Consider the following 26,358-nt stretch of genomic DNA (forward strand, 5'->3'; position numbering starts at 1 on the left):
AAGATGCCAACCCACCAACAGGGGTGCGAACATAACGGCCCCTCAGCCGCCACAGGAGCCGAGACCGCCGCCGAAGAAAGGCACGTTCATGCCGAAAGGGAACCCCTCCCCCGCTCTCAGCGGTCTGACACCGGCGCACAGGCAGGCAGCACCCCAAAGCACGACCGACACACCCCCGACCGCGCCCCCCGCCGTGACACCGGTACCGAGCCGCGAAAGACACGCGGAAGACTCACCACACAACCACGCCACCAACGCCTGAACCGCGGCCAGATGCGCATCTCCGAACTCAGCCGGCACAGCGGAGTCACCGTCGCCACCATCAAGTACTACATACGAGAAGGACTACTGCCCCCAGGCACACCGACCGCGACCACACAGGCCGCATACGACAACCGACATCTCCGGCGGCTGCACCTCATACGCGCCCTGATCACCACACGTGGGCTTTCGGTAAACACCACCAAAGAAGTGCTCCACGCACTGGCCGACAACCAGAACACCCAAACCGGCCACACCATGACCATCGCCCTCAACGCGATCCGCCACCCCGGCCAACCCGCCCCCGACACCACACAACTCGCCCAAGTCGACGCACTCGTCCAAGACCTGGGCTGGGACATCCACAGCACAGCCCCCACACGCACCACACTCGCCGAAACCCTTACAGCACTACACAGACTCGGCATACCCCTGAACCATCAAACGCTCCTGACGTACGCCAAACTCGCCGAACAAACCACAGCCACAGACCTCGAACAATTGGGAGACCTCAACCCCCAGGAACACGCAGAACACGTCCTACTCCTCACCATCCTCCTCGAACCAGCCCTCATAGCCCTACGCAGAATGGCGCACCAACACCACCACACGCGCCAGCCCCGAACCCACAACGAACACCCGCAAGGAAACCGCTGAGAATCTGTTGTCTTTCCGGGTGTGATGGCCGGGTTTCCGCTGGTCAAACGTGAAGTTGCCTCCGCTGCAATAGAGATGACACGTCGTGTTCTCTCTTTAGTGGAGGTGCCAGATGCCGTCGGTTCCGGCGAAGATCGAACGGGTGCGGTCCAAGGCGAAGCGTCTGGCCGCGCGGGGCTGGCTTGCCGAGGACACCCCGGGCTCCTTCAGCGTCGCTGTTTCGCGAGGCGGTGGCTCATGACCATGGTCATTGACCACAGCACCATCGCCTCGGCCGTTTCGGTCCGCCTCTCGTAGTCGCGTGCCAGCCGGCGCGAGCGCATCAGCCACCCGAACGTCCGCTCCACCACCCGCCTGCGGGGCAGCACCACGAAACCCGACAGGTCCGCATCGCGTTTGACGACCCCGTGAGTGCGAGACGCAGTGCCTTCGCGGCGAAGTCGACCAGAGGACCGGTGCAGCCGCCGTCGGCCCAGACCAGCCTGAGCAGGAAGAACCTCCTGGTCAGCCGGGTGAGTAGAACCTGGGCCGCCTCCCGGTCGGTCACGTTCACCACGGTGACCATGACCGTCAACAGCAGCCCTGTCGTGTCGACCACGATGTGCCGCTTGCGGCCGTTGATCTTCTTCCCGCCGTCGAAGCCGCGGGAGGAGGCGGGCACGGACGCGGCGGCCTTGACCGACTGGGAGTCGATGATGCCTGCGGTCGGCTCCGGGCCCCGGCCGGCCGCAGTACGGGTCTTCCCCCGCAGCCGGTCATGGAACTCTTTGACCAGGCCCTTGTCCCGCCAGCGGCGGAAGAACACGTAGACCCGGTGCCGGGCGGGGAAGTCCGCGGGCATCGCCCGCCACTTGATTCCGTTGTCCACGAGGAAGCGGATCGCGTCGATCATCTGCCGGTGGCAATAGCTTTCCGGCTGCCCGCCACGGCCCTCCAGCCAGCCGGGCACCGGCATCGCAGCACGGACCTGGACCCATTCCTGGTGACGTACCCGCTCACCATGGTCGACCGCGTTCCCGTACACATGGGCGAGACAGACACACGACGGGATATCAGGGTTGGACTCCACGGACACCGGCACGGAAGACTAAGGCACAGAGCCTCCTGACGCTCGAATGGACTTCAACACCCATGAGCTGTGCGGGAGGCCCTGCTTTCATTCACCGGCCACGAGCCGATCACCAACCGAGCACCCAAGTTCGACCCGCAACCGAACCTCTCGGTACGACAAATGCTACTTACGCGTCGGAGTGCTCCGGCAGGGCGAGCCAGTCCGACCAGGAGATCTCTCGGCCGAGGAAGCGCGGCTGCTCGAACGGCCAGTCGGCGGCGATCCACTGCGGCACCAGCTCATCGAGGGCCTGCTCGACCTTGCTGTCCACCAGCTCGTCCACCACCCACCAGGAGATCTCGCCGTCCGCGCCGGCCCTCTCCGGTGGGTCGATGTAGACGCAGCCGAGCAGAGCTGTCTCCGCCGCGTCGAGCAGCGCGTAGTTGAAAGACTGGTGTGCGGCGATCTCCTTCTCGTGCCGCAACAGGTCGGCCTGGTCGGCCTCGTAGGTCATGGTGGCCGCAGGCCAGCCCCAGGCTGGGCCGAAGATGGTCCACAGCCGCTCGCGCGAACCCATCACAGCCGGATAGTCGAGCGGGGTGTCCGCCTCCCGGATCGGCCGCAGGTGATGACCACTGCCCGGCAGCGGTACCAGGACGGGATGGACGAAGTTATCGGGGAGCCAGCTCATAGCGCCCGACCGTAGCGGCGCGCGGCCCTCCGTTCCTTTGGATTTTGCCCGCATACCGCCAGGACCGGCTCTCATGCCGGGCAGTGCCCGCGATCACCCGATCGAGTCTCCCGTTCGATCGACAGACTCCATGATCGGTATGGCAACGGCTTCTGACACCACACGATCAGCGACACAGAGGGAACACACAAAACCATGCCCCCACGCACACCCCGACAGACACAACACCCCACACAGCGACTGCCCGCTCGACGACCGGGTGGTCGGTGAAAGCCGGCGCGTTCGGGTAGGGCACGGGGTGATCGGGGCGTGAAACGCGGCGACGGCGTCCAGGACGAGCGGCAGGTCCGGCGAACCCGGCGAGAGGTCGGGGTGTTGTCCGTCGACGTGCTCGATTGCCAGACGACCCAGCCGTGCTCGTCGGGTTCGTCGAGTTCGTCGAGTTCGTCGAGCAGCCGCAGGACTGGCCCTGGGGCAGGGCGCTGTGATCGCCACCTCGGTGCGGTACATGGCGGCCAACGGGTCGTCTGCCGGGACCGGGATGGCCTTCACGACGACCCGTTGGCCGCCGGCCTGCGGCATCCGTCCGGACACGCGCGCCCGGGGTGGAACACCGGCCACGGGCTGGGCCGGACCGGTGGCGGCGAGCCGGTCGGCGACACGGTCGAACGCGGCCTCGGCGTCTGCGTCCCGTACCGCCCCACGTGGAGTCGCCGAGCGCAGCGTCGGTGTTGAGGTCCTGTCGGGTCGTGGAGCCAGCCCCGAGGAGGCTCGGGGGCAACCGGAGCACCATATAGCCGGGGGCGCCCTGGGTTCGTGCGCGGCTCAGGACGGGGCGTTGTACCAACTGTTCGCGCCGCCACCTTCCGACGGGTCGTACGACTGGTGAAGCCCGAGCAGCGCGGCGACCAACCGTGGGTCCCAGCTCCCGTCGAGGACCCGGTATTCGTCCGCGACTCCCCGGAAGACGAGATGCGCCCTGCGTGAGGAGTCGCGCCAGATGACCCTGCGGGGCTTGCCGAAGGCGTCGTCGCCCTCGCCCAGAAGGGACAGGATCAGCCACAGCAGGCTCACGGGCAGACCGACGGGCCACCACACTGCCCACCAGAACAGGCGCCCGCGGAAGCCGCGCACGGAGTGTCCGGTCACCGACTCGACGGTCCAGCACGCCCGGATGCCGCGCAGGGCCCGTCCGGGCCGGTACGTGATCCGGCCCAGCGGGGCGCCGTACGGGTCGTCGACGCGGTAGACGGCGGGGCACCCGCTCATGCGAGAGCTGGTCTGTTCGGTCGACAGGCGGGCGATCGCGGTCTGCCCCTCACCGACGAGGTCGAAGGTACGGGCGGAGGGGTGCACGGCGCCTCCGTGGCCGTCGGGCACGCGGCAGAGCAGCGCGATGGCAGTGTCCCTGTCGCGTCCCACGCTGTCGCCGTGGCGGACGACGACCGGCCAGGACGTCCCGTATCGCACGTTGTACGTCATCCGCCCCTGGGTCACGCTCGTTCCTTCTCCCGTGTCGCTGTATGGCGATGTTTTCCGGCCGTCATGATGTCATTTCGCCATTCGGGGCTGGTAGGCGGGAGATGCTGACTCTCTTTTCGGTGGCCTGGTCGTTCTCAAGAGTGGAAGCGGACGAGAAGCGGGCCGACATCGCTGTGAGACAACGCTCAGGTGACTGGGCGCGAGTCGGCAGCGGCATCTTGCGGGATCCTCGCCGGTGGCGGCGACGTAGTCCTTGCTGGTCTCGTAGCTCTTGACGGTGAGGGTCCCGGGTCTTCCTACCCGCGCGATCGGGCCCGTCGTCCTTCGGGTCCGGCGGGATCGAAAGCGGCCTTGCGGAACATCGGTACAGCCGTTGGCGCTGAGAACGATCATGATCGGCTAGGCCGTGTTTTGAAAGTGGCACGATGGGGTCGACCGCGTACCGATCGAAAGAAGCATCGTGGTTGACCCCGTTCTCAAGCGCGCCCTGCGCCATCTCTGCTCTGTGAAGTCGCAGCAACCGTCCGATGCGGACTCCGTCGAGTTCGCTGACTGGCGGGAGAGGATTGCTGAGGCGTTGGACGCGTTGGCCTGTGTGTTGGTCTTCGAGGAGGACCGGGTCAGTGCCAGAGCGGAGGCAACAGCGGCGCGGGGGCAGGCTGCAGAGGTTCGACGCCGGGGAGAGATCGGGGCTAGCGAGAACTGGTACTACGGGCGGCCGTCCAGATGGTGAGGTCGCGGGCGATGTCGTTGATGCTGGTCGAGGTGGTGACCTCGTGCTCGTTTCGGGTGGTGTCGCAGCGGACGACCTCGTAGCCGCCTTCGTCCAGCACGGCCACGGAGGCGAACCAGACCGGGTCGTCCTCGTCGGGCTGGACGACCACGAAGGTGTTGTCGGAGGCATTGAGGTCACTGATCATCATGAACAGCGCATCCTCGGACGTGTCGTCGATGCGGTCGCCGTTCTCGCTGTCGGCGCCGTAGTACCGAGCCCCCATCTGCGATGTCTCCCCTGTCCCGCTCAACCTGGTCGCGGTCAGCATGGCATGCGGCAACGACAGCTCTGCCGGGTCATAGCCATTCACCGATCGCGGCGATCAGACCGGTGGCCTCGAAGCGGACCGCGAGTTTGTCGAACCGTGTGGCTACCGCCCGGTTGCGCTTGAGCCGGTTGCTCCCGCACTCGACGGCGTGCCGGGCCTTGTAGTCCTCGCGGTCGAAGGCGGGAGGCCGCCCGCCGGCCTTCCCGCGTCGCTTGCGGTTCCTGGCCTGGTCGGCCGGCTCGGGGATCGTGCAGCGGATCCCCCGCTTGCGCAGGTAGGACCGGTTGGCGCGGGATGAGTAGGCCTTGTCGCCCCGCACTCGCAGTGGACGGACACGGGGACGGCCCGGCCCGATGCGAGGGACCCGGATGCCTCCAAGAACGGCTGTGAACTGGGGGCTGTCGCCGCGCTGTCCGGCTGTGACCAGCAGGGCCAGCGACCGCTGGCCTTGTTCGCAGGCCAGATGGATCTTGGTGGTGAAGCCTCCCCGGGACCGGCCCAGTCCGTGGTCGCCGGGCTCGGCCTGGATACCGCCCGGTGGCTCCTCCTGGCCCGGTCCGACACGGCGGGCGCTTGCAGCGTGCTGATGGGCCCGGCAGATCGTGGAGTCGACGTTGACTTCCCACGTGATCAGCCCCGCTGTGTCCGCCTGGGCCTGCAGCTTGGTCAGCAGCACGGACCAGGTGCCGTCACGCTGCCAGCGGCGGAAGAGTCCGTAAACCGTCTGCCACGGCCCGTACTCCCGCGGCAGATCACGCCACGGAGCACCAATCCGCACCCGCCAGCGGATCCCGTCTATCAACTTCCGTCGGCCCACCGGCGGCCGACCCAACACCACAACCGGCAACAACGGCTCCAGCGCCGACCACTGCTCGTCAGAAGGATCCCCTCGCCCCACACCTAGATCATCACGATGTGGGACGAGGCACGGAGGCCACTTTCAACACACGGCCTAGCCGGGCTGCTGGCCGACTACGAGCTGGCGACTGGGGAGACCGACGAGGCCGTCGCCGGCATCGCCGACCTCGGCCAGGGCGTTCCCGTCCCCCCGGGGTGTGCCGTGGTTCCCCGCCGACGTCGAGGAGTGGTCGGTGCGGTGGGTGCTGCTGCACCTGATCGAGGAGACCGCACGCCACGGCGGCCACGCCGACATCATCCGCGAGAGCCTGGACGGCGCCACCTTCTACCCGCTGATGGCCGCCGCCGAGCAGTGGCCCGACCCGTGGTTCGAGCCCTGGGAGCCCGCCGCGCCCGCCGGCTGTGGGCTACGACCGTCAGAAGTCGTGCCCCATCGGCCGGATATGGTCGAGGCGCTCTTGCGGACCGGACCTACGCTGGAGGCATGGCCACCGATCCCTTGCTGAGACAAGGCCCCGACTCGACGGATCTGGTCCTGCGCGTCGGCCCGGCCGGGCCGACGTGGAACGCGCTGACCTCGGCGGGGCAGGCGCTGTTAACTCCGCTCGCTCTGGGCGTGCCGACCCTGCTCGTCGCCTTCTGGATGGCGCTGGCCGGGGCGCGGGCGTCGACCGTGTTCGTGGTGGTGGGGGTGATCGCCGGGCTGGAGTACCTGATCGGCTGGCTGGCGCTGGCCCTTTCCCGGGCCCGGGACATCCTGCGGGTGGAGTTCGCGCCGGCCGGGGTGCCCGCGTCTCTGCGGTTGGTCCGGGCCGCCGGGCCGGACGACTGGCTGCCCGTCAAGACCCTGCGCGAGGTGCGGCTGACGCACAAGGTGGTGGAGCCGTACCAGGGGGACTACAAGCCGGCCGTCTCCACGCTCGCGCTGGAACTCGTCCTGCGGGGCGTCCGGGAGCGGCTCGTGCTCCCGTTCGGCGGCGACCCGCAGCGGCTCGCCGACGCGCTGAAGGCCCTGCTCGGCCCGGCTGGGGTCGTGGTGGAGCTGCGCACCGAGCGCAGCACGCGCGATCGGCCGCAGCCCAACTCCGGCTGGACCTCCGGTGGTTCGGCCTCGGCCGGCTCGGGTGGCGGCTGACCCCGGGCTGCCCGTGGCGCTCCCCGGTTGGGCGTGTTGAGCCGCCGGGTCGGCTCGGCCGCGGCCGGGTCCTCCGGCCACGGGTGGCGGGGATAGCGGCCGCGGAGCTCGGCCCGCACGGCGCGGTAGCCCTCGCGCCAGAACGACGCGAGGTCGCCGGTGACGGCGGCCGGGTGCCCAGCCGGGGAGAGCAGGTGGACGGTCAGCGGTGCCCGCCCGTCCGCCAGCGCGAAGGCGGCAGACCAGCCGAACAACTCCTGCAGTTTCACCGCGAGTACGGGCCGCTCACCGCTGTAGTCGACCCGGACCCGCGAGCCCGGCCATGGGGACCAGCCGGACAGTCAGTATGCAGTCACGCACGTCGCGAATGACGACGCCATCGGCGGCCGCCTCGGCGACGCCCCACGTCACGCCGTTGTCGCGCTGGACCATCGTGTGGCGGGCGTCCTCGTTCCAGATCACCGTCACGGGTACGACGCCGTGCTCGGCGACGACGCCGGACAGCGCCGACACCACCAGGTCGTCCCACTCCGGGGCCGGGCCGCTACAGCTTCACCGCCTCCGCCCCGGCCGGCGGGGCCTTGCGGCCGCTGCGCGACCCGGACGCTGCCGGGCTTGACGATGATGACGACGGTGCAGCGGCGTGAGCGTCCCGGTCAGCTTCCGCAGCCGTAGCCGGTCGCGGACTCTGCTTTGCCGGCTGTCGCCGAAGGGCCCGGTGGCCTACTCGTGGTCTGTGCAGAGGTGGGTAGTCAGGGCCGCACATGCCCACTCCTCCCAGGCGTCGGGGGACCAGCCCCGGTCGCGGACGAAGATCAGGTATAGCTCCGGACTGAGCAGCCCGTACAGCAGGTCGGCGGCGCGGGCGGTATCGACGTCGGGGCGGGCGTCGGGCTTGGAGGTCAGTGCCTTCGCTGCGGCGTGCTGGACGGTATAGCGCGGGTCGGGGCCGGCGGGCCACTGCGCGGCGATCTCCGGGTCCGTGGCCGCCGCAGCCGCGATCAACGGCATGATCGGGGCGACCCGGCCGAGGATGTCGCGTACACCCCGTACGTGGGCGCGCAGTTGCCCGGCCGCGGTGGGCTCGGCGCACGCGGCGCGGAACCAGTCGCGGTCCATCGTGGCGACCGGTTCGACGTCGCCCGCGATGGACGTGTCGACAACGTCCTTGAACAGCGCGCGCTTGTTTCGGAACACGAAGTACACGGTCTGGACGGCCACACCCGCGCGATCCGCAACCTCCTGAAGGCTTGTCGCACCGTACCCCTGCGCGACGAACAGCTCCCGCGCCGCCGCAACGATCTTCTCGCGGGTACGCCGCGAGCGCTCGGCCCTCTTGTCGGGGCGCTTGACGTTCTGTCCGTCGGATCCCTTGACCGCATCCATGCCGGGAGTCTATCTCTAGAGTCAGTCACTAGAGATGAACTCTAATTTCTTGGAGGGGTAGCGATGAGTGAGACTCGGACGGCTGCGGAGCTCGAGCAAGAGGGTTTTGTGCGCCGCGTGTTGGAGGACTTCTACCGGGACGGCAAGCCGCCGTGGGACAGCGGCATCACGCCGCCCGAGCTGGTTGCCCTGATAGAGGGGCCCGGTGCGCTGATGCCGGGCCAGGTCCTCGAACTCGGCTGCGGCACCGGGACCAACGCGGTGTACCTGGCCCGGCACGGCTGGCGGGTGGCGGCCGTAGACCTGGTCGACCGCGCGGTACGGCAGGCTCGGGAGAAGGCCGACGCTGCAGGAGCGGACGTCACGGTGCTGTGCGGGGACGCCACCCGTCTCGACGAGGTGGGCGTGCCCGGTCCGTACGACCTATTCTTCGACCTGAGCTGCTACTGCGGGATTCCACCGCACCGCCGCGACGCCTACGCAGCCGGCCTCACCAAGCGTGCCGCCCCCGGTGCGCGATTGCTGATGTTCGGGTACGGGCCCGGGGCGTTCAACGACTCGTGGTCCGGCGTCACTGCGGACGAACTCAGCGCCAGGTTCGCTGGGTGGCAGCTGGACGACGTGACGCCCGGCACGAACCCGGTCCCGACTTTCTGGTTCACGCTGCGCCGCGGCGCTGACTCTGCATGAGCTCAGTTGTCCCGTCTCATTGGATCTTGCTTTCGTGGGGCCTGCTGACCAGCGATGATGCTCTTTGGCGTGAGAGCGGACCACGCCCGTGTCTCACCTCATCGTGCCCGCGCTGACCGGTCACGCTCGACACCGGCGAGCAGGCGGCGGAGTTCGGTGACGGGCAGCTCGATCACCGGGCGGGTCGCCGCCTTGGACGAACTGGTGCCAGTCGCACCGGTCATCCAGCCCATCGCAGCAGCCGGGCAGGAAGTGACACCTGTGGAGTCGTCGGTGACTCGCCGGCCGACGGCCGCGAAGAGGGTCTCGAAGGTCAGCAGCCCGTAAAGGAACGAGTCAAGTGCGTCGGCCGGACGTGGCGGGCGGTCGCCGTCGGGGTCGGGGTCGGGGTCGGGGTCGGGGGCGGGGGCGGGGTCGGGGTCGGGGTCGGGGGCATTGCAGCCGGCGATGCGCATCACCGCCGTCCCGACCTCAGCGGACGAGAGCCTGCCGCTGAGAGGAAGGAAGCCGAACGGCTCGAGCTTGGCGACAGGCCAGAGGCCGAAGCCGTCAGGGCCGTAAGTCTCCAGGACGGGCTGCATCACGATCACCCAGCGCAGGTTCCCCATCCCCGCCGCATCGCCCTGGTTACGCAAAACCTTCCTATCGGTCAGGGACTCACTGACGCACCTGGTCTTCCCTGCTCCGCGATCGGCACGCTGGCGCCTCCTGCGCGGGCACCCGTTCCGGGGTAGCCGCCGCACAGCACTCCCGAAAGGCCCTCTGGCACTCGCCCCGCGGGCCTTCCACGTACGCGTCCCTGCCGGCTCCCTCACGCCCTCGGATACCGACTCGGCAGCTGGTCCAGCAGCAACTTCCTGCCGCGCGGAAGGCTTTGGTCAAGCTGGAGCTCGCGGCTGACTGGATCACGATGCGGCTCGATACCGCTGCTGAGCCTGCTCGCGACCGCCACTCGGGCTTGCCGAGGAGTTCGTACAGTTCACAAACCCGGAAATTCCTGCTCGGGGTGCTGGTTGAAACGCGTGGTGGCGCGAGCTGGCTTCGCGTTGGCGACTGTCTTGAGGGCTACTTACCAGCCTCCGTTGAAGAGCCCGGCGAGTGCCTCGGGCGAGTGTGTGGCGGTGGTGGTGTTGGCGAATGCGACGACGAAGGCAACCCCCGACAGGAGGACCGACGCCGTGATCCCGAGTTTCATGGCGCGCCGGGACCGGGCGTCGGAGGTGGCCCTGTGCTGCCGCCATTGCACGACGGCGATGGCGGCCAAGGCGACGGTGACAAGGGCAGCCATCGCGGCTAGGACTGCGTGATAGAGGGCGAGGTCGCTGACCATGGCGGTGAGGGCGGGTGCGTGCGGGCCGGCGGGGTAGTCGGCGAGCTGCTGCCGGATCTGGGCGAGGGTGGTGGTGAGTTCACCGTCGGCGCCACCGTTGGTGAGCAGGGGGAGAAGCGACGCGAACGGTGCTGTCGCGCCTTGGACGTTGGCCACTAACGCGACGAGAGCGAAGGGCCCGAGCAGCGTGGCGAGGAGCGCGGGCGGCACGAGGAGGACGCGGCTGGGGCGGTCGACAGCCACCCGGCGCCACTGCCGCCACAGAACGATGCCGAGGGCCACCGTCGCCGCGAGGAGTAGGGCCGACACACCGGCCTTGACAAGGTGAAAGCGGAGCCAGAAGGCGACCGTGGCCTCCAACTGGCGGGGGAAGTCCTGGCTGCCAGACTCCCAGTATCCGACCATGCCGCTACGGAATGACGCCCTGAGGTTCCCTGTGTCGACGCCCTGATGGGCCAGGGAGTTGGGCACGACGAAGAAGGCGGCCAGGAGTGCCATGGTCACCGCGGTCAGGACGCCTATCTGCCGTCGCGGTGCGCCGGTGAGCGGGGGCAGGGAGTCGAAGCTGTTCATGAGGTGCCCCTTGCTGAAGGAGACGGCGCCTTCCGTTCGGATAGAGGCCGGGGGCTGGAGCCCCAGTGACGAAATCCAACGCGATGACGGGCGGCTGGTCTATGCGGCCAACCTCCGACCTGAGTGTGGGGCTACCTACACCTGGCCTAAAGCGTGTCGCAGAAGGCTGCGTTGCGGGCATTTCCCGTGTATGCGTGGGGCGTTGAGGGCTTGGTCGTTGTGGGTGGAGACGTTCACGGGTCTGCGGATGCGGCAGTTCGAGCGGCTGCTGAAGGTCGTGCGTGAGCGGGGCAGGAACGGTCGGCCGTGGTGTCTGCCATTGGCCGACCGGGTGCTGCTGGTGGCCGTGTACTACCGCACGAACCTCACGATGCGGCAACTCGCGCCGCTGTTCGGATGCTCTCCTGCGACGGTGTGCCGGGGCATCCAGCGGCTGCGCCCGCTGCTGGCCATCGAGCCGGGCGTCACCGTGCTCGCCGACGGCGCGTACATCAACACCGGACTCGTCATCCCGCACCGCGAACGCCCCCGGCCGAGCCCTGCTGCCCGGCGAAGAGGAAGACAACGCCGAACACCGCAAAGTCAGGGCCCGCGTCGAGCACGCCTTCGCCCGCATGAAGCACTACAAGATCCTCCGCGACTGCCGACAGCGCGGCCCCGGCCTCCACCACGCAGTCCAGGCCGTCGCCCACGTGCACAACCTCACCCTGGCCGCATGAACCGACGGCCACGATCCCGGCCCCGACCTGCCCGGACACAACCTTCTGCAACACGCTTTACGAGCTCGTGCACGGTAGGGCCTGTCTCTTTGGTCGGCGCGGGGTCTCCGCACGAGCAGGATGCGGCTGGGCTTGTGGGCGGCGGTGTCCGTGCACAAGCCATTTCCTGCTGGGCAGGGGGCGGTCCGCGCCCACTGCACGTCAGTCGACTTCGCACCCGGACCAACGACCACCTGTTCTCAGCGAAACCGTCTGACCCATCACGGTTGGACAGTTGGGCTACCCTCCTTCCTCGTGGACCAGTTGACCGCCGAAGACCCGCCCCACATAGGCCCCTACCGCCTCATCGCCCGCTTAGGCGCCGGCGGCATGGGCCGGGTCTACCTCGCCCGCTCCGAAGGCGGGCGCACTGTCGCGGTCAAGGTCGTGCAGACTGAATTCGCCCAACACGCCGAATTCCGCTCGCGGTTCGCACGCGAAGTCACCGCAGCGAAGCAGGTCGGTGGGGGCTGGACCGCGGCTGTGCTCGACGCGGACACGGACGCCGAGACGCCCTGGGTCGCGACGCAGTACATTCCCGGGCCCGATCTGCACGCCGTCGTGGCCGAGCAGCACGGGCCGTTGCCCGAGCACTCGGTGCGGGTCCTGGCCAACCGGCTCGCGCTCGCCCTGCAGGCCATCCACGAGGCGGGCCTCGTCCACCGCGACCTCAAGCCGTCCAATGTCCTGGTCACAGTGGACGGGCCCCGGGTCATCGACTTCGGCATCGCCCGGGCGCTGGACAGCATCAGCGGGGACAGCCTGCAGACCCGTACGGGCATGGTGATCGGCTCGCCCGGCTTCATGTCCCCGGAGCAGGCGCGCGGGCTCCACGTCACCGCCGCCTCCGATGTGTTCAGCCTGGGTTCGGTCCTCGCCTACGCCGCCACGGGCCGCCAGCCCTTCGGGGCGACCGGCAACGGGCTGCACGCCCAGTTGTTCCGGGTCGCCGAGGAAGAGCCGGACCTGGACGGGCTGCCGGAGGCCCTCCTCGGACTCGTACGGGAGTGCCTGCAGAAGGACCCGGCACAACGCCCCACGCCGGAGCAGGTCGCCGCCCGCACCGCCACAGTAGGCGCCGACGAATGGCTGCCAGGCACGCTGCTCGGTCGACTGGGGCGACACGCGGCACAGTTGCTGGACTTCGACCCGCTGCGCCCGCACACGGCCCTCGTGCCGGTCCAGGGCCCCACCCCGCCGGTGCCTGCCCGGACCGCGCCCACGCCCCGGCCCGTGCAAGCGCCCGCCGCACCTCAGCCGGTGCAAGCGCCTCCCGCATCCCCGCCGGACGCGCTCGCGTACGCGCCCACGGCGGGGCCGGGATACGACGAAACGGCAGGCTCGTACGGTCCGACGCACACCCCCGACCGGCCGCGTCGCCCAGTCGTCGTGGCGGGGGTGACAGTCGTCGTGGTGCTCGTCGCCATCGGCGGACTGCTCGCGCTCCGCCCGTGGCAGGACGGCTGGCGCGGGACGGGGGAATCACCGTCGCTGAGTGCTCCGAAAGCGTTTCAGGGGAGCTGGGAGGCGGCTCTCGACCGGAGGGACAGCGACGGCCTCCGCATAGAGTGGGTGACCGCACGCCTGCTCATCGACGCGACGGGCACCGCCGAGTACTCCCTGCTGAGCAAGGACCGGCTGTGTGTCTGGGACAGCACCATCACCGACACCAAAAGCGACGCGATCAGGCTCGGCGCGAGTCGGTTGAAGAGCGCAAGCCCCAAGTCCGAGGCGGATCGTTGCGAGGACAACACCGGGGACTACGGCTCCTCCGCCCCGGACGGTACGGGGTCGTTCGTAGCCATATGGAACGGGACGTACAAGTGGGAGGACGACCAGGGCTACTACGACCACCACGACGACGGGCACACCCTCTACGAACCTGACACGTTCGTGGAGGCACCGTCCGCCAAGGGCGCGCTGCCGGAGAACTATCGGGGCTCGTGGGGCGGCCGGGGACAGGACGGCACCTACCGCTTCGAAATCACGATGGGCCAGGGGGCGACGAAACGCGACATCCGTCTCGTGTCCGTCAGCGTGATAGGGGAGAGGTGCGTGTACAAGGCGCAGGCGTTCTCCCAGGAGCCGGCCCTGCTCCGCACCACGCCCGCGGAGCTCGCCGACAGCAAGCAGCCGACGGGCTGCGCCAAGAGCGCCCCCTCGTTGTCCTTCCGGAAGAGCGAGGAGAAGGGAAAACGGAAGCTGTCGTACGAGCCCATCGGCGGCGCGGCCACACCCTACATCGAAGCCGGGCACTGGATAGGACTGCTGACCACCCCGGGCACCTAACGAGCTCATGCATGGTCATGGGTGGCGCGTCGAGACCATGATCGTGGATCATGATTGGCTTGGTGGGGATTCGGGCGCGTGCGGCCATCATCCGAAGCCAGCGGATCACGGGCCTGTCGCCCGATGTCATCGCTGAACTGGTCGCCGAGATAGGCCCGTTGTGGCATGAGCGGCACCAGACCGTTCTCGCGGCACGACCCCGGCGGCGGGCGGTCGGTGCCGGGGCGAAACACAAGCTGGTCTTCATCGACCGATTGCTGGTCACGCTGGTCCATCTGCGGCACGGAGTCACCCACGACGTTTTGGTAGGCCTGGTCAGGCTGCTGACCAGGCGGTCGGGCGTGGAGATCCTTGCCGACGCCGGCTACCAGGGCCTGGGCGCCCAGACTGGCGGCCAAGTGGTGACACCACCGCATCGCAAGTTCAAGAAGGACCCGCCGGAGTGGTACGAGGAGATGTATGAACGCCAACGCAAGGCCCATTCCTCCCGCAGGATCCGGGTCGAACACGGCATCGCGCACCTGAAGACCTGGCGGGCCCCTCGCCCGCCACCACGGCCGCCGCGAGCACATGACCGACCTTGTCCAAGCCGTCGCCGGACTGCTCTCACACCAGCAGACCGCCACCCTGTTTGGCGATCCGCGGATGTGAACCCGACGGCAAACCGCAGTTCTCGACGCGCCACCCACAACCATGCACGAGCTCGTTAGAAGTTGTCGTCAAAGGGGCGCGCCCACATCAGGAGCGATGCGAGGGGGACGGCTCTCCCCGTCCCACCCGACGGCCACCCCGGACCAAGATCCACTTTCGCGGCGGGTATCAGGCGGCTGCCGACCGGTCGCGCAGCAGCAGTCCCGCGGTCACGGCGACCGTCGCGGCAGCCAGTCCGTGGACGCCGTACGCGGTCGCCGCCGGGCCGCCTGCGTTCAGCACGATCAGCATGTCGCCGGCCGGGACGACGGCCATGGCCGCCATCGCCAGCCCGAGCGCCTTGCGCTGCCCGGCCAGCAGCAGCGCGAGTATCACCAGCCCGAAGCCGATGTCCCGCATGCCCTTGACCGCCAAGAAGCCCTTCCCCTGGTCCTGTGGCCAGGTCGGCAGCCCGAACCCTTCGGCCGTCGCCTGTGGTGCGAGCAGGTAGCTGATCCCGGTGTACAGGAGGAACAGGCCGCCGAGGACGGCGAGGACGGTGGCGAGGCGCTTCATGGTCATGGCGGGTCTCCTGAGGGTGTCGTACGGCGGAGCGGGACGGAACGGGTCGGCGGCGGGCATCGGATCGCCTTGCGAGGCATCGCAGCCGCATCACTGACAGCAAGGAGCGGGAGGGGACTTCGTCTGTTGCCCGGGCGTCTCGGCGTTGTCCCGAGCAACGTCCTGATGGCTGGGGCTGCTGTTGCTCGCTGGTTTCGGCGATGCCGCCGATGTCGTGGCCGGGCCGGCGGTCGGCGGTCGGCGGTCGGCGGTCGGCGGTCGGCGGTCGGCGGTCGGCGGTCGGCGGCGCAGCATGGGCCGGCCGCTGGCCTTGGAGGTTTCCGGCGGGCGGTGCCGGTGGGCCCGGTCGGCGGCGCACTCGGCGCCGGGGCTGGTCAGGGGCAGATGATGTAGCGGCCGCGGAGGCCGCCCTTGGCGGTGGCCCGGTGGGCTTCGGCGGCCTGGTCCAGCGAGACGACCGCGTAGACGCGGGCCGAGAGTTCGCCCGCGGCGGTGCGGGTGAGGAGGTCGGCCAGTCGTGCGCTGTCGAAAGCGGTGACCACGGAGGCGACCGAGATCCCGCGCTCGGCGGACGGTTCGAGGCCTGGCCGCAGCCCGACGTAGGCTCCGCCGTCGCGGACCAGCTTGAGCGCTGCTCCATTCAGCTGGGCGGGGTCGACGACTGCGTCCCATTCCGGCTCGGCGTGCGTGGTGAAGTCGGCGCCGAGGCCGCGGACGAACTCCTCGTCGCCGGCGCGGGCGAGCCCGGTCACCTGCCAGCCGCGTTCCCGGGCGAGGACGGCGACGTTCGCTCCGACCGCCCCCGCGGCTCCGGTCACCAGCAGCCGGGCGGCCCTGGCGGGCGCGTCGCCGAGCAAGTCGACGGCCTGCGCAGCGGCCAGCCCGTTGAGGGGGACCGTGGTCGCGGCTAGCAGGTCCAGCTCGTCGGGGATCGGGGTGACGTCGGCCGCTGCCACCACGATCTGCTCGGCGTACGTGCCGTAGTCGCGGTCGAAGCCGACCACCAGACCGGCCACCCTGGTGCCGATGGCCAGGTCGACGCCCGGCCCTGACGCGTCCACGACGCCGGCGAACTCCCAGCCCAGGCCCGTGTGCTCGGGCTGATCGACCAGCCCTATCGAGTGGAAGAAGCCCGCCGCGACGCCGAGATCGGTGGGGTTGACCGTCGCAGCGGCGATGGCGACTCGGATCTGGCCGGGGCCAGGATCGACGACTGGAACCTCGATGACCTCGATCGAATCGGGCCCGTTCGGGACGCGGACGACGGCGGTGCGGAAAGTGGGGGTGCCCATGACTTTGTTCCTCTGCGGTGGGGAGATCGTTTCCGTGCTCCATGCTCGTTTCGTGGATTCCGCAGCGGAAGAAGGCACTTGGAAGTGCGTAAGCTGCCTCCAGGTACGGAAGGGGCGATCGATGTCGACGCAGACGGCGGCTCAGCAGCGGGCCGAGGCGAAAGCGAGCTACAACGCGTTCATGGACGGCTGCCCCAGCCGCCAGTTGCTCGACCGCATCTCCGACAAGTGGGTCGCGTTGATCCTCGCGGCGCTCGGCGCCGACGGCCCGCACCGCCCCGGGGTCGACCACGAAGACGGGCCCCGGGCGATGCGCTATTCCGAACTGTCCCGCCGGCTCGCGGGCGCCAGCCAAAAGATGCTCACCCAGACCTTGCGCTCCCTGGAAGTCGACGGCCTGGTGACCCGTACCGTCACGCCCACCGTGCCCGTCACCGTCACGTACGAACTGACCGACCTCGGTTTGTCCCTGAACCACGTCATGGCCGGCCTCAAGGACTGGGCCGAAACGCACATGACCGACGTACTCGCCCACCGCGAGGAACACCACCGCACGGCAGCCGAACAATGAGCTTGCTGGTTGAACCCGCAGTGATGGTCTGCGTGGAAATGTCATGGCTCTTCGTCACTCATGTCGGCACCAGTCCGCCACGGTCTGTCAGCACCAACTACCAGGTCGCTCGGGCTACACCGCTGACGACCCGATGACGACTCTTCACTGGCACTCTCTCGCAGACCTTCAACTGGGTCCTGGCTGCTGGACGGCATGATCCTCGTCGTCGTCCTCAGCCACACCGAGGCCGAGCCCGACCAGACCGTACTGACCATAGTCGCCGGCGTCACCGGCACGGTGAGCCGCGGCGCCGACGCCTCCGACGAAGGCCGCAGGATCTGGTCGCCACTCTCCACCGAACCGCCGCGCGGCCGGACACCTGCCGCCTGACCGAGCTGGAGCGAGCGGGAGGACACCCGGATCGGTACGGCGACCCCCCGCCCAGGCGCGAGCCGGCACCCTACGGGGACGGCGCCGTCGAGCACGAGCGGCCTCGACCGGCTGACCCGCGCGCTGCTGCCGGCGGGGGCGGCCCCGGAGGCGTAGCCGGCCTCAGAGGACGTGCGCCGTACCCCCTACGGAGAAGCCGGGCCCCTTCGGGTGACGGGACAGGCGCCCCTCCCGGCCTCGACAGGCGCGGAGTACGCCGCCGTGCCCGGCGTCGCCGCACCGAGCTGGTCCAGGATCTCGTCGGCGAGCAGATCCTGCGGGCCCTTGAGCGCATCGGCGGCCGCCCGGTCCGAAGGAAAGACCAACTCGGCCGCGATGTTGTCCTGCACGATCCTGGCGAGGTTGTCCAGGGCCACGAAGACCGGGTCCGAGAGCGGCTCGGCGGCCGGCAGGTCGATCAGATGGGTGGCCACCTTCGCCGGGTTCATGCACGGCCTGATGATGATCGAGTTCTGGTTCAGTTCGGACGTGGCCCACTGGGACAGCACGACCGTGTACAGGTCCTGCCACGCCTCCTCGCCGATCCGGGCCCGCCACTTCCGCAGGACGCCCTGCACGCCCGCGATCTGGGCCTCGGCCGCGTACCTCATGTTGGTGCGGATGCCCGCGTACACGCTGGCGGAGAAGTCCTCGAACGACCTGATGTCGAAGGACCGGGCCGTGGTGGAGACCTCGATGAACGAGAGTGCGCCGTCGAGCACCCGCGCGCACGAGACCACCATCTCCGGCGGGATGCCGGCCTGGTCGAGCTGCCGCCGGGCGGCGGCCAGCGTGTCGGCGTACTGCCGGAGCGGTGTGATCCAGTCGGTGGTCGCGGTGTCCTTGAACGCGACCATGGCGAGGTCGTGCGCATCGATGCGGTCCGCGCCGGGGAGGTTCGGCATCCTGTCGCTCAGGTGGGGCGCGATGATCGAGAAGACGCCGAGCGGCACATGGCTGACGGACTTCGCCAGCTCGAACACCTCCCCCACGGGATGCAGCGACTCCTGCGTGCCGTCGTGGACGAGGGTGAACCTTCCGCCCCTGGCGTCGTTCTGGACCACGAGGACGGGACTGAGCTGCGCGATCAGATCCGACTTGAGCGCGGCGTAGTGCGCCCGCATACCGCTGTTGACCGCCACGATCGCGTCGCGGGCCCGACCGCGCCGAACGGCCGGGTCTCCGGCGGGTGCCCCGCTCCCGTCCTCGGCCGCCGCCGGTGAGGCCGCGAGGCCCGCCATGACGCCGGCCGCGGTGGTCCGGCCGAGGAAGCTTCTGCGTGTGGTCATTCTCCGCCTTCCGTAAGGGCCCACTCGCCGGGCGAGGGGCGGGGAACACAAGTGGACGGCGCGCGGCCCGCCCTCCCCGCGGGGAAGGCACCGCCGCGCCGGTGTTCCCGGCAGACAGACAACGATCCCGAGCACCCGCACGCATCGGGTTGTCGCGCCCCCTGGGCCGGCACCCCGCACCGCGCCGTCACCCACCAGAGAGCGGACACAGCCCGGCTGTGCCGCGCGTCAGGATGCGTAGCCTCGTGGAACCGCGGCCGGGCACGTCCGGGAGAGAGCGAGTCTTCGTCATCCGAGGAGGGCTCTACGATCTGCCGACCGGAGCCCCTACAGTCCCGGTCGGCACCCGGCACGTGCAACACACCGCCGGCTCGCCGCCGTCCGCGGCTTCGGCCAGGCCCTCGGCAAACACCGCCGCAACGGTCCCCCGCACGCCTGGCGGCCGCCCTCCGCTGACTCCGCCAGTCCCTGACAGGTCGACGTGTGGTCGCGGCCGGGCGGCTTGACGTAGTGGGAGCACCGGGATTCGGGGCCGTCCGCGTGGGAGGACCGGGCCGACACCGGAATGCCGCACCCCTTGCACGTCAAGGGCGGCGCATGCAGGGGGTGCGGCTTCACGTCGATCGCGTGCCGGTCGTAGGTGGTTCCGGGATCAAGGAGGGGCGGGGCCGGAAGCGTGACACGCGGGTCGCCGAGCCTGGCAGCGCACAGCCCCGGCGCCTGACCTCACGGAAGCCCCGGCAGTCCGTTGCGCGGACCGTGTGCGACGTCATCGTCGTCAGGTCGACCTGGCCGTCAGTGCCGCGGGAACGCCAGTGCCGTCGGAGCCGGCCCCAGCGTCGTCGTGCCAGGGGGCGACCGGTGCCCCAGCCCCGTGCGGTACGCGTCCAACGCGGCCTCGGTGCGGCCGCCGCGGCGCAGAAGGTCGCCCAGCAGACGGCACAGATCGGCGAGGTCGCCGCTCGCACCGCTGCGCTCCAGCAGCCCCAGCGCCATGACGTAGTGCTCCTCCGCGGTCTCGCTGTCCCCCCGCTCCTCGGCGATCAGCCCGAGCAGCCTGTGCGCACCCCCCGCGTGCACCGCGCCGTGCCGGTCACCCAGCTCAAGAAACGCGGAAAGCAGATCCGACGCCTCGCCGTGCCGTCCGAGCCGCCGGAGGACATCGGCCAGCTCCACCTCCACCTGCGCGGTGAACAGCGCCGCGCGTTTGACGTTCAGCATGTCCCGGGCGGCACGCAACTCCTGTTCGGCTGCCGCCAGTTCTCCCTTCTGAGCCTGGACGTAGCCGCGCATCCAATGACAGTGCGCGAGATCGGTACGCAGGCTCAGCTGCTGGTAGATCGCCTGCGCCTTGGCCAGCGAGGCGTCCGCGTCAGCAGTGCGCCCCTCGGCGAGGAAGGTGCGGGCCACCTGCCGGTGCATGCCCGCCACCAGCGCCGGGTCGTCGACCTGCGGAGCGAGCGCCAGGGCGAGCTCGGCGGCGTGCGCGGCACGGGCGTGGGCGCCCATGTCCATGTACGGGCCGATCACGGCGGCGTACAGGACGACCAGCGCCTCGGGGTCGGCCAGGCCGCTCGCGCCGAGCTCGTCGATGGTGGACTCGAGGAGGTAGCAGGCGTAACGCAGCTCCCCGGCCAGGAGGTGTGCGACGGCACGGCCCCGGATCGCGCGTACGCGGCGGGGCAGCGGCTCCTCGGCGAGGAGCCGCTCGGCGGCCTGGAAGTGGTGGCCCGCGTCGACCAGTTCACCGGTCTCCAGAGCACAGTCGCCGAGCCCGAGCAGCGCCTCGGCCTGCTCGGGAACGAGTCCGAGGTGCTCCGCGTCGGTGAGCAGGCGCCGGTAGCACACGGCGGCCTCCTGCGCCGTCCCGGTGGCCAGCTGCCGACGCGCGTCGACGAGAGCGAGCCGCAGCTCCGTGGCGAGGTGCGCGGGCCGGCCGGTGGCCAGCTCCTCATACGACGTACCGAGCCGCTCCGCGAGGAAGCGCAGTGCGGTCTCCGAGGGCCTGACCTTGCCCGACTCCAGCGTCGAGACGTACGCGGGGGTGTACGAAGGTTCGGCCAACTGCCGCTGTGTCAGCCCGCGTTGAGCGCGCAGTCGCTGCACTCGGTGGCCGATCGTGGCCGGATCGTCCATGCGGACCCCCCTGGTTCGTGAACTGCCCAGTATCCAGATGCAGTAGGCATTGCGCACGCCCTCGCCTTCCCCCTAGGTTAAGCGACTCGTTCAACACATTTACTGATGCACTTAACTCGCCTGGCAAGGGGCTGATTTCATGCGTTCAGCACGACGAGGAGCCATGACGGCCGGAGTGGCCGTCGCCCTCACGGCCGTACTCGCCGCCGCACCCGGCAGCGCCGCCGCGAACCCGACGGCACCCCCCACGGCCGGAGTCGAGGTCGAGATACCGGGGCCGGAACACGGGACGCTCGCCGGATCCGGCCACACGCATGTGCCGCCGGAGGGTCGGAACCAGACGGCCTCCCGCCTGACCTCGACCGAGGTGGCCGCCGACGGCGAGGTGGCCAAGATGGTCGACAACGGCCCCACCGCCGACCGGCTCGACATCGTCGTCGTCGGAGACGGCTACACCGTCGCCGAACTGCCCCGCTTCCACGCCGACGCCCAGCAGAAATGGGCCGAGCTGACGGCCGTCGAGCCGTACACCACCTACCGCAACCTCTTCAACGTCTGGACCGTCGACGCCGTCTCGAACCAGTCCGGCGTCTCCGGCGACCCCTCTCCCGACACCGTCCGGGACACGGCCCTCGGCTCGTACTTCTGGTGCGACGACATCGAGCGGCTGCTCTGCATCGACCAGGAGAAGGTCGACGGATACGTCGCGAAGGCGCCGGAGGCCGACCTGGTGCTCGTCCTCGCCAACAGCGCCAAGTACGGCGGCGCGGGCTACAACGAGCGCAGCGAGACCCTCGGCTACGAGGGCATATCAACGGCCTCGGCGGGCAACGAGAAGTCCGGCCAGGTCGCGATCCACGAGACCGGCCACTCCCTGGGCAAGCTCGCCGACGAGTACTTCTACCCCGACTACCCCGGCTACGAGCGGTACCTGGGCCCCGAGCCCGCCGACTCCAACATCACCACCCTCACCGCCGACGAGATGGCCGCCCGGGGCACCAAGTGGCACCGCTGGCTCGGTGAGCAGTCTCCCGACGGCGGCACCGTCGGCACGTACGAGGGCGGCGGCTACTACGTCACCGGGCTGCGGCGCCCCACCGAGAACTCCCTGATGCGCTCCCTCGGCAAGCCGTTCAATCTGCCCGGAGTGGAGGCGATGATCGCCGGCTTCTACCGCGAGGCGCGCATCGCCTCCCCCGTCACGGCCACCGATCGCACGCTCCGCACGGGCGACACCGCCAAAGCCCTCGTACCCCGGCTGACGGGGGCGGACGGGCGTCAGCTCACGATCCGCTGGTATCTGGACGGGCGGGAGATGAAGTCTCTCGCGGGCCGCACCGACGTACGAGTGTCCGACCTGGCCCTGCGGCGGCTCGATCGTCGGACGCACACACTGTCCCTCACCGCCGAGGACCGTACGCCCTCGGTGCGGGACCGCGGCATCGCACGGACGATGAGGTCCACGGTCAGCTGGACGGTCCGGCGCTGACGGGCTCCGGCGGGCAGGCGTCGCGGTTCGTGGCGGGCTCTCGGACGCCGTCGAGGAACGTGACGTTGTGGCGGTTTCACCGGACCCGCGGCATGCTCGCTCCGGCAGCCGTTGCGACTGGAGACAGGTCACCAGGCGTTCGGCAACACCCACAACTACCCATAACACCGTGCCGGTCGGCCTCCACCACGAACCAAACAACCGCCGCGCCCATCGACGCCGTCGCCGCGACGGCGTCGGCACGCTCGGGAGCGAGCCACAGATCGCGGTCCGCTCACGGCGATTCCCGTCGGCATGGGCCGGTCAAGCCGTCGGCGAACCCGCGGACGACAATCGGCTGAGGCGCGCCGTGCGACGCCAGGCGGCCGGGGCTCTGTGGAGTTCCCGGCCGCTGTGGTTCGTGGTGGTCGTGCTCGTCAGTTTCCGGTGGCGTACGGGGAACTGCCCGCGGCCGTACGGATCCCTGGGAGCGCGGAGTACAGGGTCGCCCCGGGGCAGAGCGTGGCGTAACCGTCGCGGTGTCCGGAGACGGTGTTCAAGGTGGCGGCCTGGCCCTTGGTCCACACGCCGGTGTCGGCGGCGGCGGTGAGTGTCACCTTCGCCTCCGGGTCGATGCCGTACAGACCGAGCTTCCAGGCGGCGAGGTCGGCGATGGCCTGCTTGGCCGCGGCCGTCGGCGTGCCGCCGTTCTCGTAGTCGCCGAGCAGGGAGATGCCCGAGGAATAGCTGTTGAACCCGTAGGTGTGCGCTCCGAGGACGGGCCGGTCCACGCCGCCGGCACGGCCCTCGAAGACCGTGCCGCACTTGTCGACGAAGAAGTTGTAGCCGATGTCGTTCCAGCCGTTCGTCCGCACGTGGTACGTGAGGATCGCGCGGATGACGGCCGGAGAGTCGGCGCAGGTGTAGTCGTTCGTACCGGCGGTGTGGTGGATGAAGACGGCGTCGACCTTGTTCAGGTACGAGGGCGGGTCCTGGACGAGGGACTCGTCCGCACCCCAGCCGGCACGGCCGACGATAGCGGGGGCGGTCGGAGCGGTGGCGCTGGGTTCGGGGGTGCGGCCGGGCTCGGTCGTGGGAGCGGGTCCGGTGGGTTCGTCCGTCGGCCCTTCCGTCGGGTCCGTGCCCGGGGCGGACACGGTCGGGGTGGTGGACGGGGCCGGGTCCTGGGGCGCGCCGGTCGAATCCGTCGGCTCCTCGGTCGGAGGCTGCGATGCCTCGCCGCTGCCGGGGTCTCCTGTCGTGTCGCTCGGATCGGCGCCGGGCTCGGCCGTCGTCGGCGCGTCGGTCGGCACCGGATCGGAGGGCTGCGGCGCGGGGTCGGCGGGGATGGTCTGCGTGGCGTCGGGGTAGGCGGTGGGCTTGCCGCTCCCCTTTCCGCTCTCCTTCCTGCCGCTGTTCTTGTCCTTGCCCTTGACGGTCTCACCGGGGTCGATCATGTCGAGGCGGAGCGCGTCGGGCACCGCGGTCTCTTCGCCGTCCGCGACGACCCGCGCCTCGACCCCGTCCGACGGGCCGACCCACAGCGGCTCCGAGGCGCCACGCACGTCCGACTCTTCGCCCTCGGCGGACTCCGGCGCCCGTACGTCGAAGTCGAGATCGCGCCACTCGCTCCACTCGCCGGTGGCCGCCTTGCGGGTACGAATCTGAGCGGTGCCCTCGAAGGCGTCGCCGCCGTCCTCCCACGAGACGCCGATGAGCGAGAACGTCTGCGTCCCGGTGCGCGGCAGCGCGCGCCTCTTCGGGTCCTTGCCGCCCAGGGCCAGCACATGCGCCTTCGCCGGCCCTGTCCCGTCACCGGGCCCTGCGTCCTCGCCACCTGCCGAGGCGGCGACGGCGGTCACACCCGTTCCTCCCAGGACGACGACTCCCGCCACGATCCACGTGACGCGCTTCTTACCGTTTGCCCGCCTGGCGCGGGCACCTCTCGGACTCATGTCCCATCCCTTGTGCGTCGCAGCTGATCCGTATGTCGTGGGACGGGAAACGAGGGGCGGCAGTACAGTTTCGGAGAGCCTGTAATGTCAATCCCTTTTTTGCCTCGGGGAGTTCGGACCCCGCATTCCCGCCGCACAGCGCAGCGGTTATACACGACGCGCCCACTCCGGCACACCCGGACACGCAAACCGGACAGCACGTGTTCAAAAGCGACGCGTCACCTCTCGGCGTTGCCGGTAAGCGATTCGCCAGAGCACGTGGCACGTCCGAACTCGCCTGTGGCGGTGGCGCGCTGGACGTGCTTGCCGCGGATCGCCAGCGTGCAGGCCGCCTGTCCGCCCTTTCCGTCGAGGACGACAGCGACGGTCGGGGCCTTGCCGAGGGGCGCCTGGACAGACTTCTTCCAGGGAAGCGTGACGCTCTTCTCGACCGTGGCCGCGCCGTCCTCGCTGCGGGCGAGGTAGGAGATCTCGGCCGTCCCCGCCCCTGTGACCTCGTACGTCACCTCGGCCGTCGGCGCGGCTTGGGGCTTCGGCTGCTCATCGGTGTCGAGCACGCCGTAGCCGGCGAGCCCGAGACAGGCGAGCACGACGATACCGGCGACCAGCAGCCCCCGTCGGCCCGGCGAGCCCTCGGCGCTTTCGATTTCGCTTTCCTGCTGTGCGGCGTTTTCCGTGATTTCACTGGATGACATGGAAGAGCCCGGCTTTCGGTGAACTGACAGATGAACCGGGCGGTTATACACCACGCCACCGGTCAAGCGCGAGCGGGCGGAAGAATCGGGCGAACAGCACCTCTCCAGCGCATGCGATTGTCCCTTATGTAACCAGGGTTGACTTGGCGTCATAAGGCTGGCTAGAAAGCCCCCCTGCGACTCCGCGAGCTCGCGTCCTTCTGCTTCTCGCGGTCATCGCGCATCGCTCCAAGCCGGGCGGAAACATCCGCTCCGGCTCGTTCGGCGTGCCCATTTCGCGTGCGGCGATTCGGGTACGCCGATACCGAAAGGTATCGTGGTGAAATTTCCACACAGGAGATTCCTCTCCTGTCTGGTCGTATCGGCGGTGGCGGGCACGCTATTGCCGCAGGCCGCCTATGCGGCTCAACCGTCGTCGTCCACGGGCGACGGCACCGGTGTCTTCGACACGATCGCGGGCTGGTTCTCGGACGACGGTGAGGAGGCGAAGAGGCCCCCGGTCGGCGGGGCGTTGGAGATACCCAGCCGGGAGAAGCTGCCGGAGGGTGAGAAGCTCCCGAAGGCGAAGCGGGTCAAGGAGCTGACGGGCAAGCGCACCTCGCAGGCGCGCTTCTGGCAGCTCTCGGACGGCCGGATCGAGGCCGAGCTGACGGCGGTGCCGACGTCGTACAGGTCCGGGAGTTCCTGGAAGCCCGTCGAGACCACCGTGCGCTCCACCCAGGACAAGGGCTTCGACTTCGCCAATACCGCGAACGCCGGCAAGAGCTGGTTCGGCACCGACGCCGGCAGGTTCATGCGTTTCGAGGCGGAGGGCGGCGGGGCGGTCACCTTCGGCCTGACCGGTGCCGGCGCGCTCAAGCCGGAGGCGGAGGGCGACCGGGTCGTCTACAAGGACGCCGTCTCCGGCGCGGACCTGTCGTACCGGGTCGGCAACGGCCAGGTGAAGGAGGACATCGTCCTCGCCGAACGCCCGGCCGGTCCGGTGTCGTTCACCTTCACCCTGGACACCGAGGGCGGTCTGACGCCGAAGACCCGCGAGGACGGCTCGATCGCCTTCTTCGGCGAGGCCCCGGGTACTCCGGTGATGGTGATCCCAGCTCCGTACATGACGGACGCCAAGAAGGA

General features: G+C 69.5%; 25 protein-coding genes and 2 pseudogenes. 9 read left to right on the top strand and 18 right to left on the bottom strand.

What is annotated here, in order from left to right; genetic code table 11:
* Positions 1–273 precede the first annotated feature (273 nt).
* Positions 274–918, top strand: a complete 645-nt coding sequence (locus tag ACFWWU_RS34280) for a MerR family transcriptional regulator (protein ID WP_384152069.1) — start codon at positions 274–276, stop codon at positions 916–918.
* Positions 919–1,124: 206 nt separating this feature from the next.
* On the opposite strand, the gene ACFWWU_RS34285 is transcribed toward ACFWWU_RS34280, so the two are convergent.
* The 6 genes from ACFWWU_RS34285 to ACFWWU_RS34310 all read right to left on the bottom strand — a co-directional run bounded on the left by ACFWWU_RS34285 (position 1,125) and on the right by ACFWWU_RS34310 (position 6,083).
* Positions 1,125–1,241, bottom strand: a complete 117-nt coding sequence (locus ACFWWU_RS34285; protein WP_384152230.1) for a hypothetical protein — start codon at positions 1,239–1,241, stop codon at positions 1,125–1,127.
* Entirely contained in the window at positions 1,241–1,873 is a 633-nt protein-coding gene (locus ACFWWU_RS34290) for a transposase (RefSeq protein ID WP_384152072.1), read from the bottom strand. The genes ACFWWU_RS34285 and ACFWWU_RS34290 overlap by 1 nt, the downstream gene beginning before the upstream one ends.
* Before the next feature lie 283 nt (positions 1,874–2,156).
* Positions 2,157–2,660, bottom strand: a complete 504-nt coding sequence (locus ACFWWU_RS34295; RefSeq protein WP_384152075.1) for an N-acetyltransferase — start codon at positions 2,658–2,660, stop codon at positions 2,157–2,159.
* A gap of 825 nt (positions 2,661–3,485) precedes the next feature.
* Positions 3,486–4,157 (bottom strand): hypothetical protein, encoded by a 672-nt coding sequence (locus ACFWWU_RS34300; protein ID WP_384152078.1) that lies wholly within the window; start codon positions 4,155–4,157, stop codon positions 3,486–3,488.
* 677 nt (positions 4,158–4,834) lie between these two features.
* Entirely contained in the window at positions 4,835–5,185 is a 351-nt protein-coding gene (locus ACFWWU_RS34305; RefSeq protein WP_384152081.1) for a hypothetical protein, read from the bottom strand.
* Positions 5,186–5,213: 28 nt separating this feature from the next.
* Complete coding sequence (locus tag ACFWWU_RS34310) at positions 5,214–6,083, bottom strand: IS5 family transposase (RefSeq protein WP_384152084.1); 870 nt, start codon at positions 6,081–6,083, stop codon at positions 5,214–5,216.
* 157 nt (positions 6,084–6,240) lie between these two features.
* Between ACFWWU_RS34310 and ACFWWU_RS34315 the strand changes: the two genes are divergently transcribed.
* Together ACFWWU_RS34315 and ACFWWU_RS34320 are read left to right on the top strand one after the other, a co-directional pair.
* Positions 6,241–6,549, top strand: a complete 309-nt coding sequence (locus ACFWWU_RS34315; RefSeq protein ID WP_384152087.1) for a DUF664 domain-containing protein — start codon at positions 6,241–6,243, stop codon at positions 6,547–6,549.
* Positions 6,528–7,178 carry a hypothetical protein gene (locus ACFWWU_RS34320; protein ID WP_384152090.1) on the top strand — a complete coding sequence of 217 codons (651 nt, stop codon included), beginning with the start codon at positions 6,528–6,530 and terminating at the stop codon, positions 7,176–7,178. The genes ACFWWU_RS34315 and ACFWWU_RS34320 overlap by 22 nt, the downstream gene beginning before the upstream one ends.
* Before the next feature lie 32 nt (positions 7,179–7,210).
* On the opposite strand, the pseudogene ACFWWU_RS34325 reads toward ACFWWU_RS34320, so the two are convergent.
* From ACFWWU_RS34325 to ACFWWU_RS34335, 3 genes and pseudogenes are all read right to left on the bottom strand, one after another.
* Positions 7,211–7,495, bottom strand: a pseudogene (locus tag ACFWWU_RS34325) (ATP-dependent helicase C-terminal domain-containing protein); the annotation flags it as partial.
* A complete protein-coding gene (locus tag ACFWWU_RS34330; protein WP_384152093.1) occupies positions 7,464–7,694 on the bottom strand; it encodes a hypothetical protein in 231 nt (76 codons plus the stop codon). The pseudogene ACFWWU_RS34325 and the gene ACFWWU_RS34330, both read right to left, overlap by 32 nt.
* A 207-nt stretch (positions 7,695–7,901) precedes the next feature.
* Positions 7,902–8,564: a TetR/AcrR family transcriptional regulator gene (locus tag ACFWWU_RS34335; RefSeq protein ID WP_384152096.1), complete on the bottom strand. Its 663-nt coding sequence runs from the start codon at positions 8,562–8,564 to the stop codon at positions 7,902–7,904.
* Between the two features lie 63 nt (positions 8,565–8,627).
* Here ACFWWU_RS34335 and ACFWWU_RS34340 point away from each other — a divergent pair, with 63 nt between their 5' ends.
* Positions 8,628–9,254: a class I SAM-dependent methyltransferase gene (locus ACFWWU_RS34340; RefSeq protein ID WP_384152098.1), complete on the top strand. Its 627-nt coding sequence runs from the start codon at positions 8,628–8,630 to the stop codon at positions 9,252–9,254.
* 98 nt (positions 9,255–9,352) lie between these two features.
* Here the strand turns inward: ACFWWU_RS34340 and ACFWWU_RS34345 are convergent, their stop codons facing one another.
* Together ACFWWU_RS34345 and ACFWWU_RS34350 are read right to left on the bottom strand one after the other, a co-directional pair.
* Positions 9,353–9,844 carry a hypothetical protein gene (locus tag ACFWWU_RS34345; protein WP_384152101.1) on the bottom strand — a complete coding sequence of 164 codons (492 nt, stop codon included), beginning with the start codon at positions 9,842–9,844 and terminating at the stop codon, positions 9,353–9,355.
* A 479-nt stretch (positions 9,845–10,323) separates the two neighbouring features.
* Positions 10,324–11,157 (bottom strand): tat (twin-arginine translocation) pathway signal sequence, encoded by an 834-nt coding sequence (locus tag ACFWWU_RS34350; RefSeq protein ID WP_384152104.1) that lies wholly within the window; start codon positions 11,155–11,157, stop codon positions 10,324–10,326.
* A gap of 190 nt (positions 11,158–11,347) precedes the next feature.
* On the opposite strand from ACFWWU_RS34350, the pseudogene ACFWWU_RS34355 reads away from it, so the two are divergent.
* A pseudogene (locus tag ACFWWU_RS34355) lies at positions 11,348–11,876 on the top strand (transposase family protein).
* Between the two features lie 294 nt (positions 11,877–12,170).
* Positions 12,171–14,204: a protein kinase gene (locus ACFWWU_RS34360; RefSeq protein ID WP_384152107.1), complete on the top strand. Its 2,034-nt coding sequence runs from the start codon at positions 12,171–12,173 to the stop codon at positions 14,202–14,204.
* A 5-nt stretch (positions 14,205–14,209) separates the two neighbouring features.
* On the opposite strand, the gene ACFWWU_RS34365 is transcribed toward ACFWWU_RS34360, so the two are convergent.
* The 3 genes from ACFWWU_RS34365 to ACFWWU_RS34375 form a co-directional block, all read right to left on the bottom strand.
* Positions 14,210–14,602 carry a hypothetical protein gene (locus tag ACFWWU_RS34365; protein WP_384152110.1) on the bottom strand — a complete coding sequence of 131 codons (393 nt, stop codon included), beginning with the start codon at positions 14,600–14,602 and terminating at the stop codon, positions 14,210–14,212.
* 421 nt (positions 14,603–15,023) lie between these two features.
* Positions 15,024–15,416 (bottom strand): DUF4267 domain-containing protein, encoded by a 393-nt coding sequence (locus ACFWWU_RS34370; protein WP_384152113.1) that lies wholly within the window; start codon positions 15,414–15,416, stop codon positions 15,024–15,026.
* 374 nt (positions 15,417–15,790) lie between these two features.
* Positions 15,791–16,708: an NADP-dependent oxidoreductase gene (locus tag ACFWWU_RS34375; RefSeq protein ID WP_384152116.1), complete on the bottom strand. Its 918-nt coding sequence runs from the start codon at positions 16,706–16,708 to the stop codon at positions 15,791–15,793.
* A 121-nt stretch (positions 16,709–16,829) separates the two neighbouring features.
* Between ACFWWU_RS34375 and ACFWWU_RS34380 the strand changes: the two genes are divergently transcribed.
* The gene (locus ACFWWU_RS34380) at positions 16,830–17,279 is read left to right on the top strand and encodes a winged helix-turn-helix transcriptional regulator (RefSeq protein ID WP_384152119.1); all 450 of its coding nucleotides are present in this window, start codon (positions 16,830–16,832) and stop codon (positions 17,277–17,279) included.
* A 195-nt stretch (positions 17,280–17,474) separates the two neighbouring features.
* Positions 17,475–17,651: a hypothetical protein gene (locus ACFWWU_RS34385; protein WP_384152122.1), complete on the top strand. Its 177-nt coding sequence runs from the start codon at positions 17,475–17,477 to the stop codon at positions 17,649–17,651.
* Positions 17,652–17,836: 185 nt separating this feature from the next.
* Here ACFWWU_RS34385 and ACFWWU_RS34390 read toward each other — a convergent pair whose 3' ends face one another.
* Positions 17,837–18,979 carry a twin-arginine translocation signal domain-containing protein gene (locus ACFWWU_RS34390; RefSeq protein ID WP_384152125.1) on the bottom strand — a complete coding sequence of 381 codons (1,143 nt, stop codon included), beginning with the start codon at positions 18,977–18,979 and terminating at the stop codon, positions 17,837–17,839.
* 795 nt (positions 18,980–19,774) lie between these two features.
* Positions 19,775–21,115 carry a tetratricopeptide repeat protein gene (locus ACFWWU_RS34395; RefSeq protein ID WP_384152128.1) on the bottom strand — a complete coding sequence of 447 codons (1,341 nt, stop codon included), beginning with the start codon at positions 21,113–21,115 and terminating at the stop codon, positions 19,775–19,777.
* A gap of 163 nt (positions 21,116–21,278) precedes the next feature.
* Between ACFWWU_RS34395 and ACFWWU_RS34400 the strand changes: the two genes are divergently transcribed.
* Entirely contained in the window at positions 21,279–22,604 is a 1,326-nt protein-coding gene (locus ACFWWU_RS34400) for a M64 family metallopeptidase (RefSeq protein ID WP_384152131.1), read from the top strand.
* A gap of 416 nt (positions 22,605–23,020) precedes the next feature.
* Here the strand turns inward: ACFWWU_RS34400 and ACFWWU_RS34405 are convergent, their stop codons facing one another.
* Complete coding sequence (locus ACFWWU_RS34405; protein WP_384152134.1) at positions 23,021–24,445, bottom strand: N-acetylmuramoyl-L-alanine amidase; 1,425 nt, start codon at positions 24,443–24,445, stop codon at positions 23,021–23,023.
* 311 nt (positions 24,446–24,756) lie between these two features.
* Positions 24,757–25,233 carry an MmpS family transport accessory protein gene (locus ACFWWU_RS34410; RefSeq protein WP_384152137.1) on the bottom strand — a complete coding sequence of 159 codons (477 nt, stop codon included), beginning with the start codon at positions 25,231–25,233 and terminating at the stop codon, positions 24,757–24,759.
* Positions 25,234–26,358: the final 1,125 nt, after the last annotated feature.

Origin of the sequence: Streptomyces sp. NPDC058650 (genome assembly GCF_042717315.1) — a bacterium.
Lineage (GTDB): Bacteria > Actinomycetota > Actinomycetes > Streptomycetales > Streptomycetaceae > Streptomyces.

Bases quoted from the DNA above. Each gene is read 5' to 3' on its own strand.
- ACFWWU_RS34280 (WP_384152069.1), top strand. From the start codon at position 274: ATGCGCATCTCCGAACTCAGCCGGCACAGCGGAGTCACCGTCGCCACC.
- ACFWWU_RS34285 (WP_384152230.1), bottom strand. From the start codon at position 1,241: ATGCGCTCGCGCCGGCTGGCACGCGACTACGAGAGGCGGACCGAAACG.
- ACFWWU_RS34290 (WP_384152072.1), bottom strand. From the start codon at position 1,873: ATGCCGGTGCCCGGCTGGCTGGAGGGCCGTGGCGGGCAGCCGGAAAGC.
- ACFWWU_RS34295 (WP_384152075.1), bottom strand. From the start codon at position 2,660: ATGAGCTGGCTCCCCGATAACTTCGTCCATCCCGTCCTGGTACCGCTG.
- ACFWWU_RS34305 (WP_384152081.1), bottom strand. From the start codon at position 5,185: ATGCTGACCGCGACCAGGTTGAGCGGGACAGGGGAGACATCGCAGATG.
- ACFWWU_RS34320 (WP_384152090.1), top strand. From the start codon at position 6,528: ATGGCCACCGATCCCTTGCTGAGACAAGGCCCCGACTCGACGGATCTG.
- ACFWWU_RS34335 (WP_384152096.1), bottom strand. From the start codon at position 8,564: ATGGATGCGGTCAAGGGATCCGACGGACAGAACGTCAAGCGCCCCGAC.
- ACFWWU_RS34340 (WP_384152098.1), top strand. From the start codon at position 8,628: ATGAGTGAGACTCGGACGGCTGCGGAGCTCGAGCAAGAGGGTTTTGTG.
- ACFWWU_RS34350 (WP_384152104.1), bottom strand. From the start codon at position 11,157: ATGAACAGCTTCGACTCCCTGCCCCCGCTCACCGGCGCACCGCGACGG.
- ACFWWU_RS34370 (WP_384152113.1), bottom strand. From the start codon at position 15,416: ATGACCATGAAGCGCCTCGCCACCGTCCTCGCCGTCCTCGGCGGCCTG.
- ACFWWU_RS34375 (WP_384152116.1), bottom strand. From the start codon at position 16,708: ATGGGCACCCCCACTTTCCGCACCGCCGTCGTCCGCGTCCCGAACGGG.
- ACFWWU_RS34380 (WP_384152119.1), top strand. From the start codon at position 16,830: ATGTCGACGCAGACGGCGGCTCAGCAGCGGGCCGAGGCGAAAGCGAGC.
- ACFWWU_RS34385 (WP_384152122.1), top strand. From the start codon at position 17,475: ATGATCCTCGTCGTCGTCCTCAGCCACACCGAGGCCGAGCCCGACCAG.
- ACFWWU_RS34390 (WP_384152125.1), bottom strand. From the start codon at position 18,979: ATGACCACACGCAGAAGCTTCCTCGGCCGGACCACCGCGGCCGGCGTC.
- ACFWWU_RS34395 (WP_384152128.1), bottom strand. From the start codon at position 21,115: ATGGACGATCCGGCCACGATCGGCCACCGAGTGCAGCGACTGCGCGCT.
- ACFWWU_RS34400 (WP_384152131.1), top strand. From the start codon at position 21,279: ATGACGGCCGGAGTGGCCGTCGCCCTCACGGCCGTACTCGCCGCCGCA.
- ACFWWU_RS34410 (WP_384152137.1), bottom strand. From the start codon at position 25,233: ATGTCATCCAGTGAAATCACGGAAAACGCCGCACAGCAGGAAAGCGAA.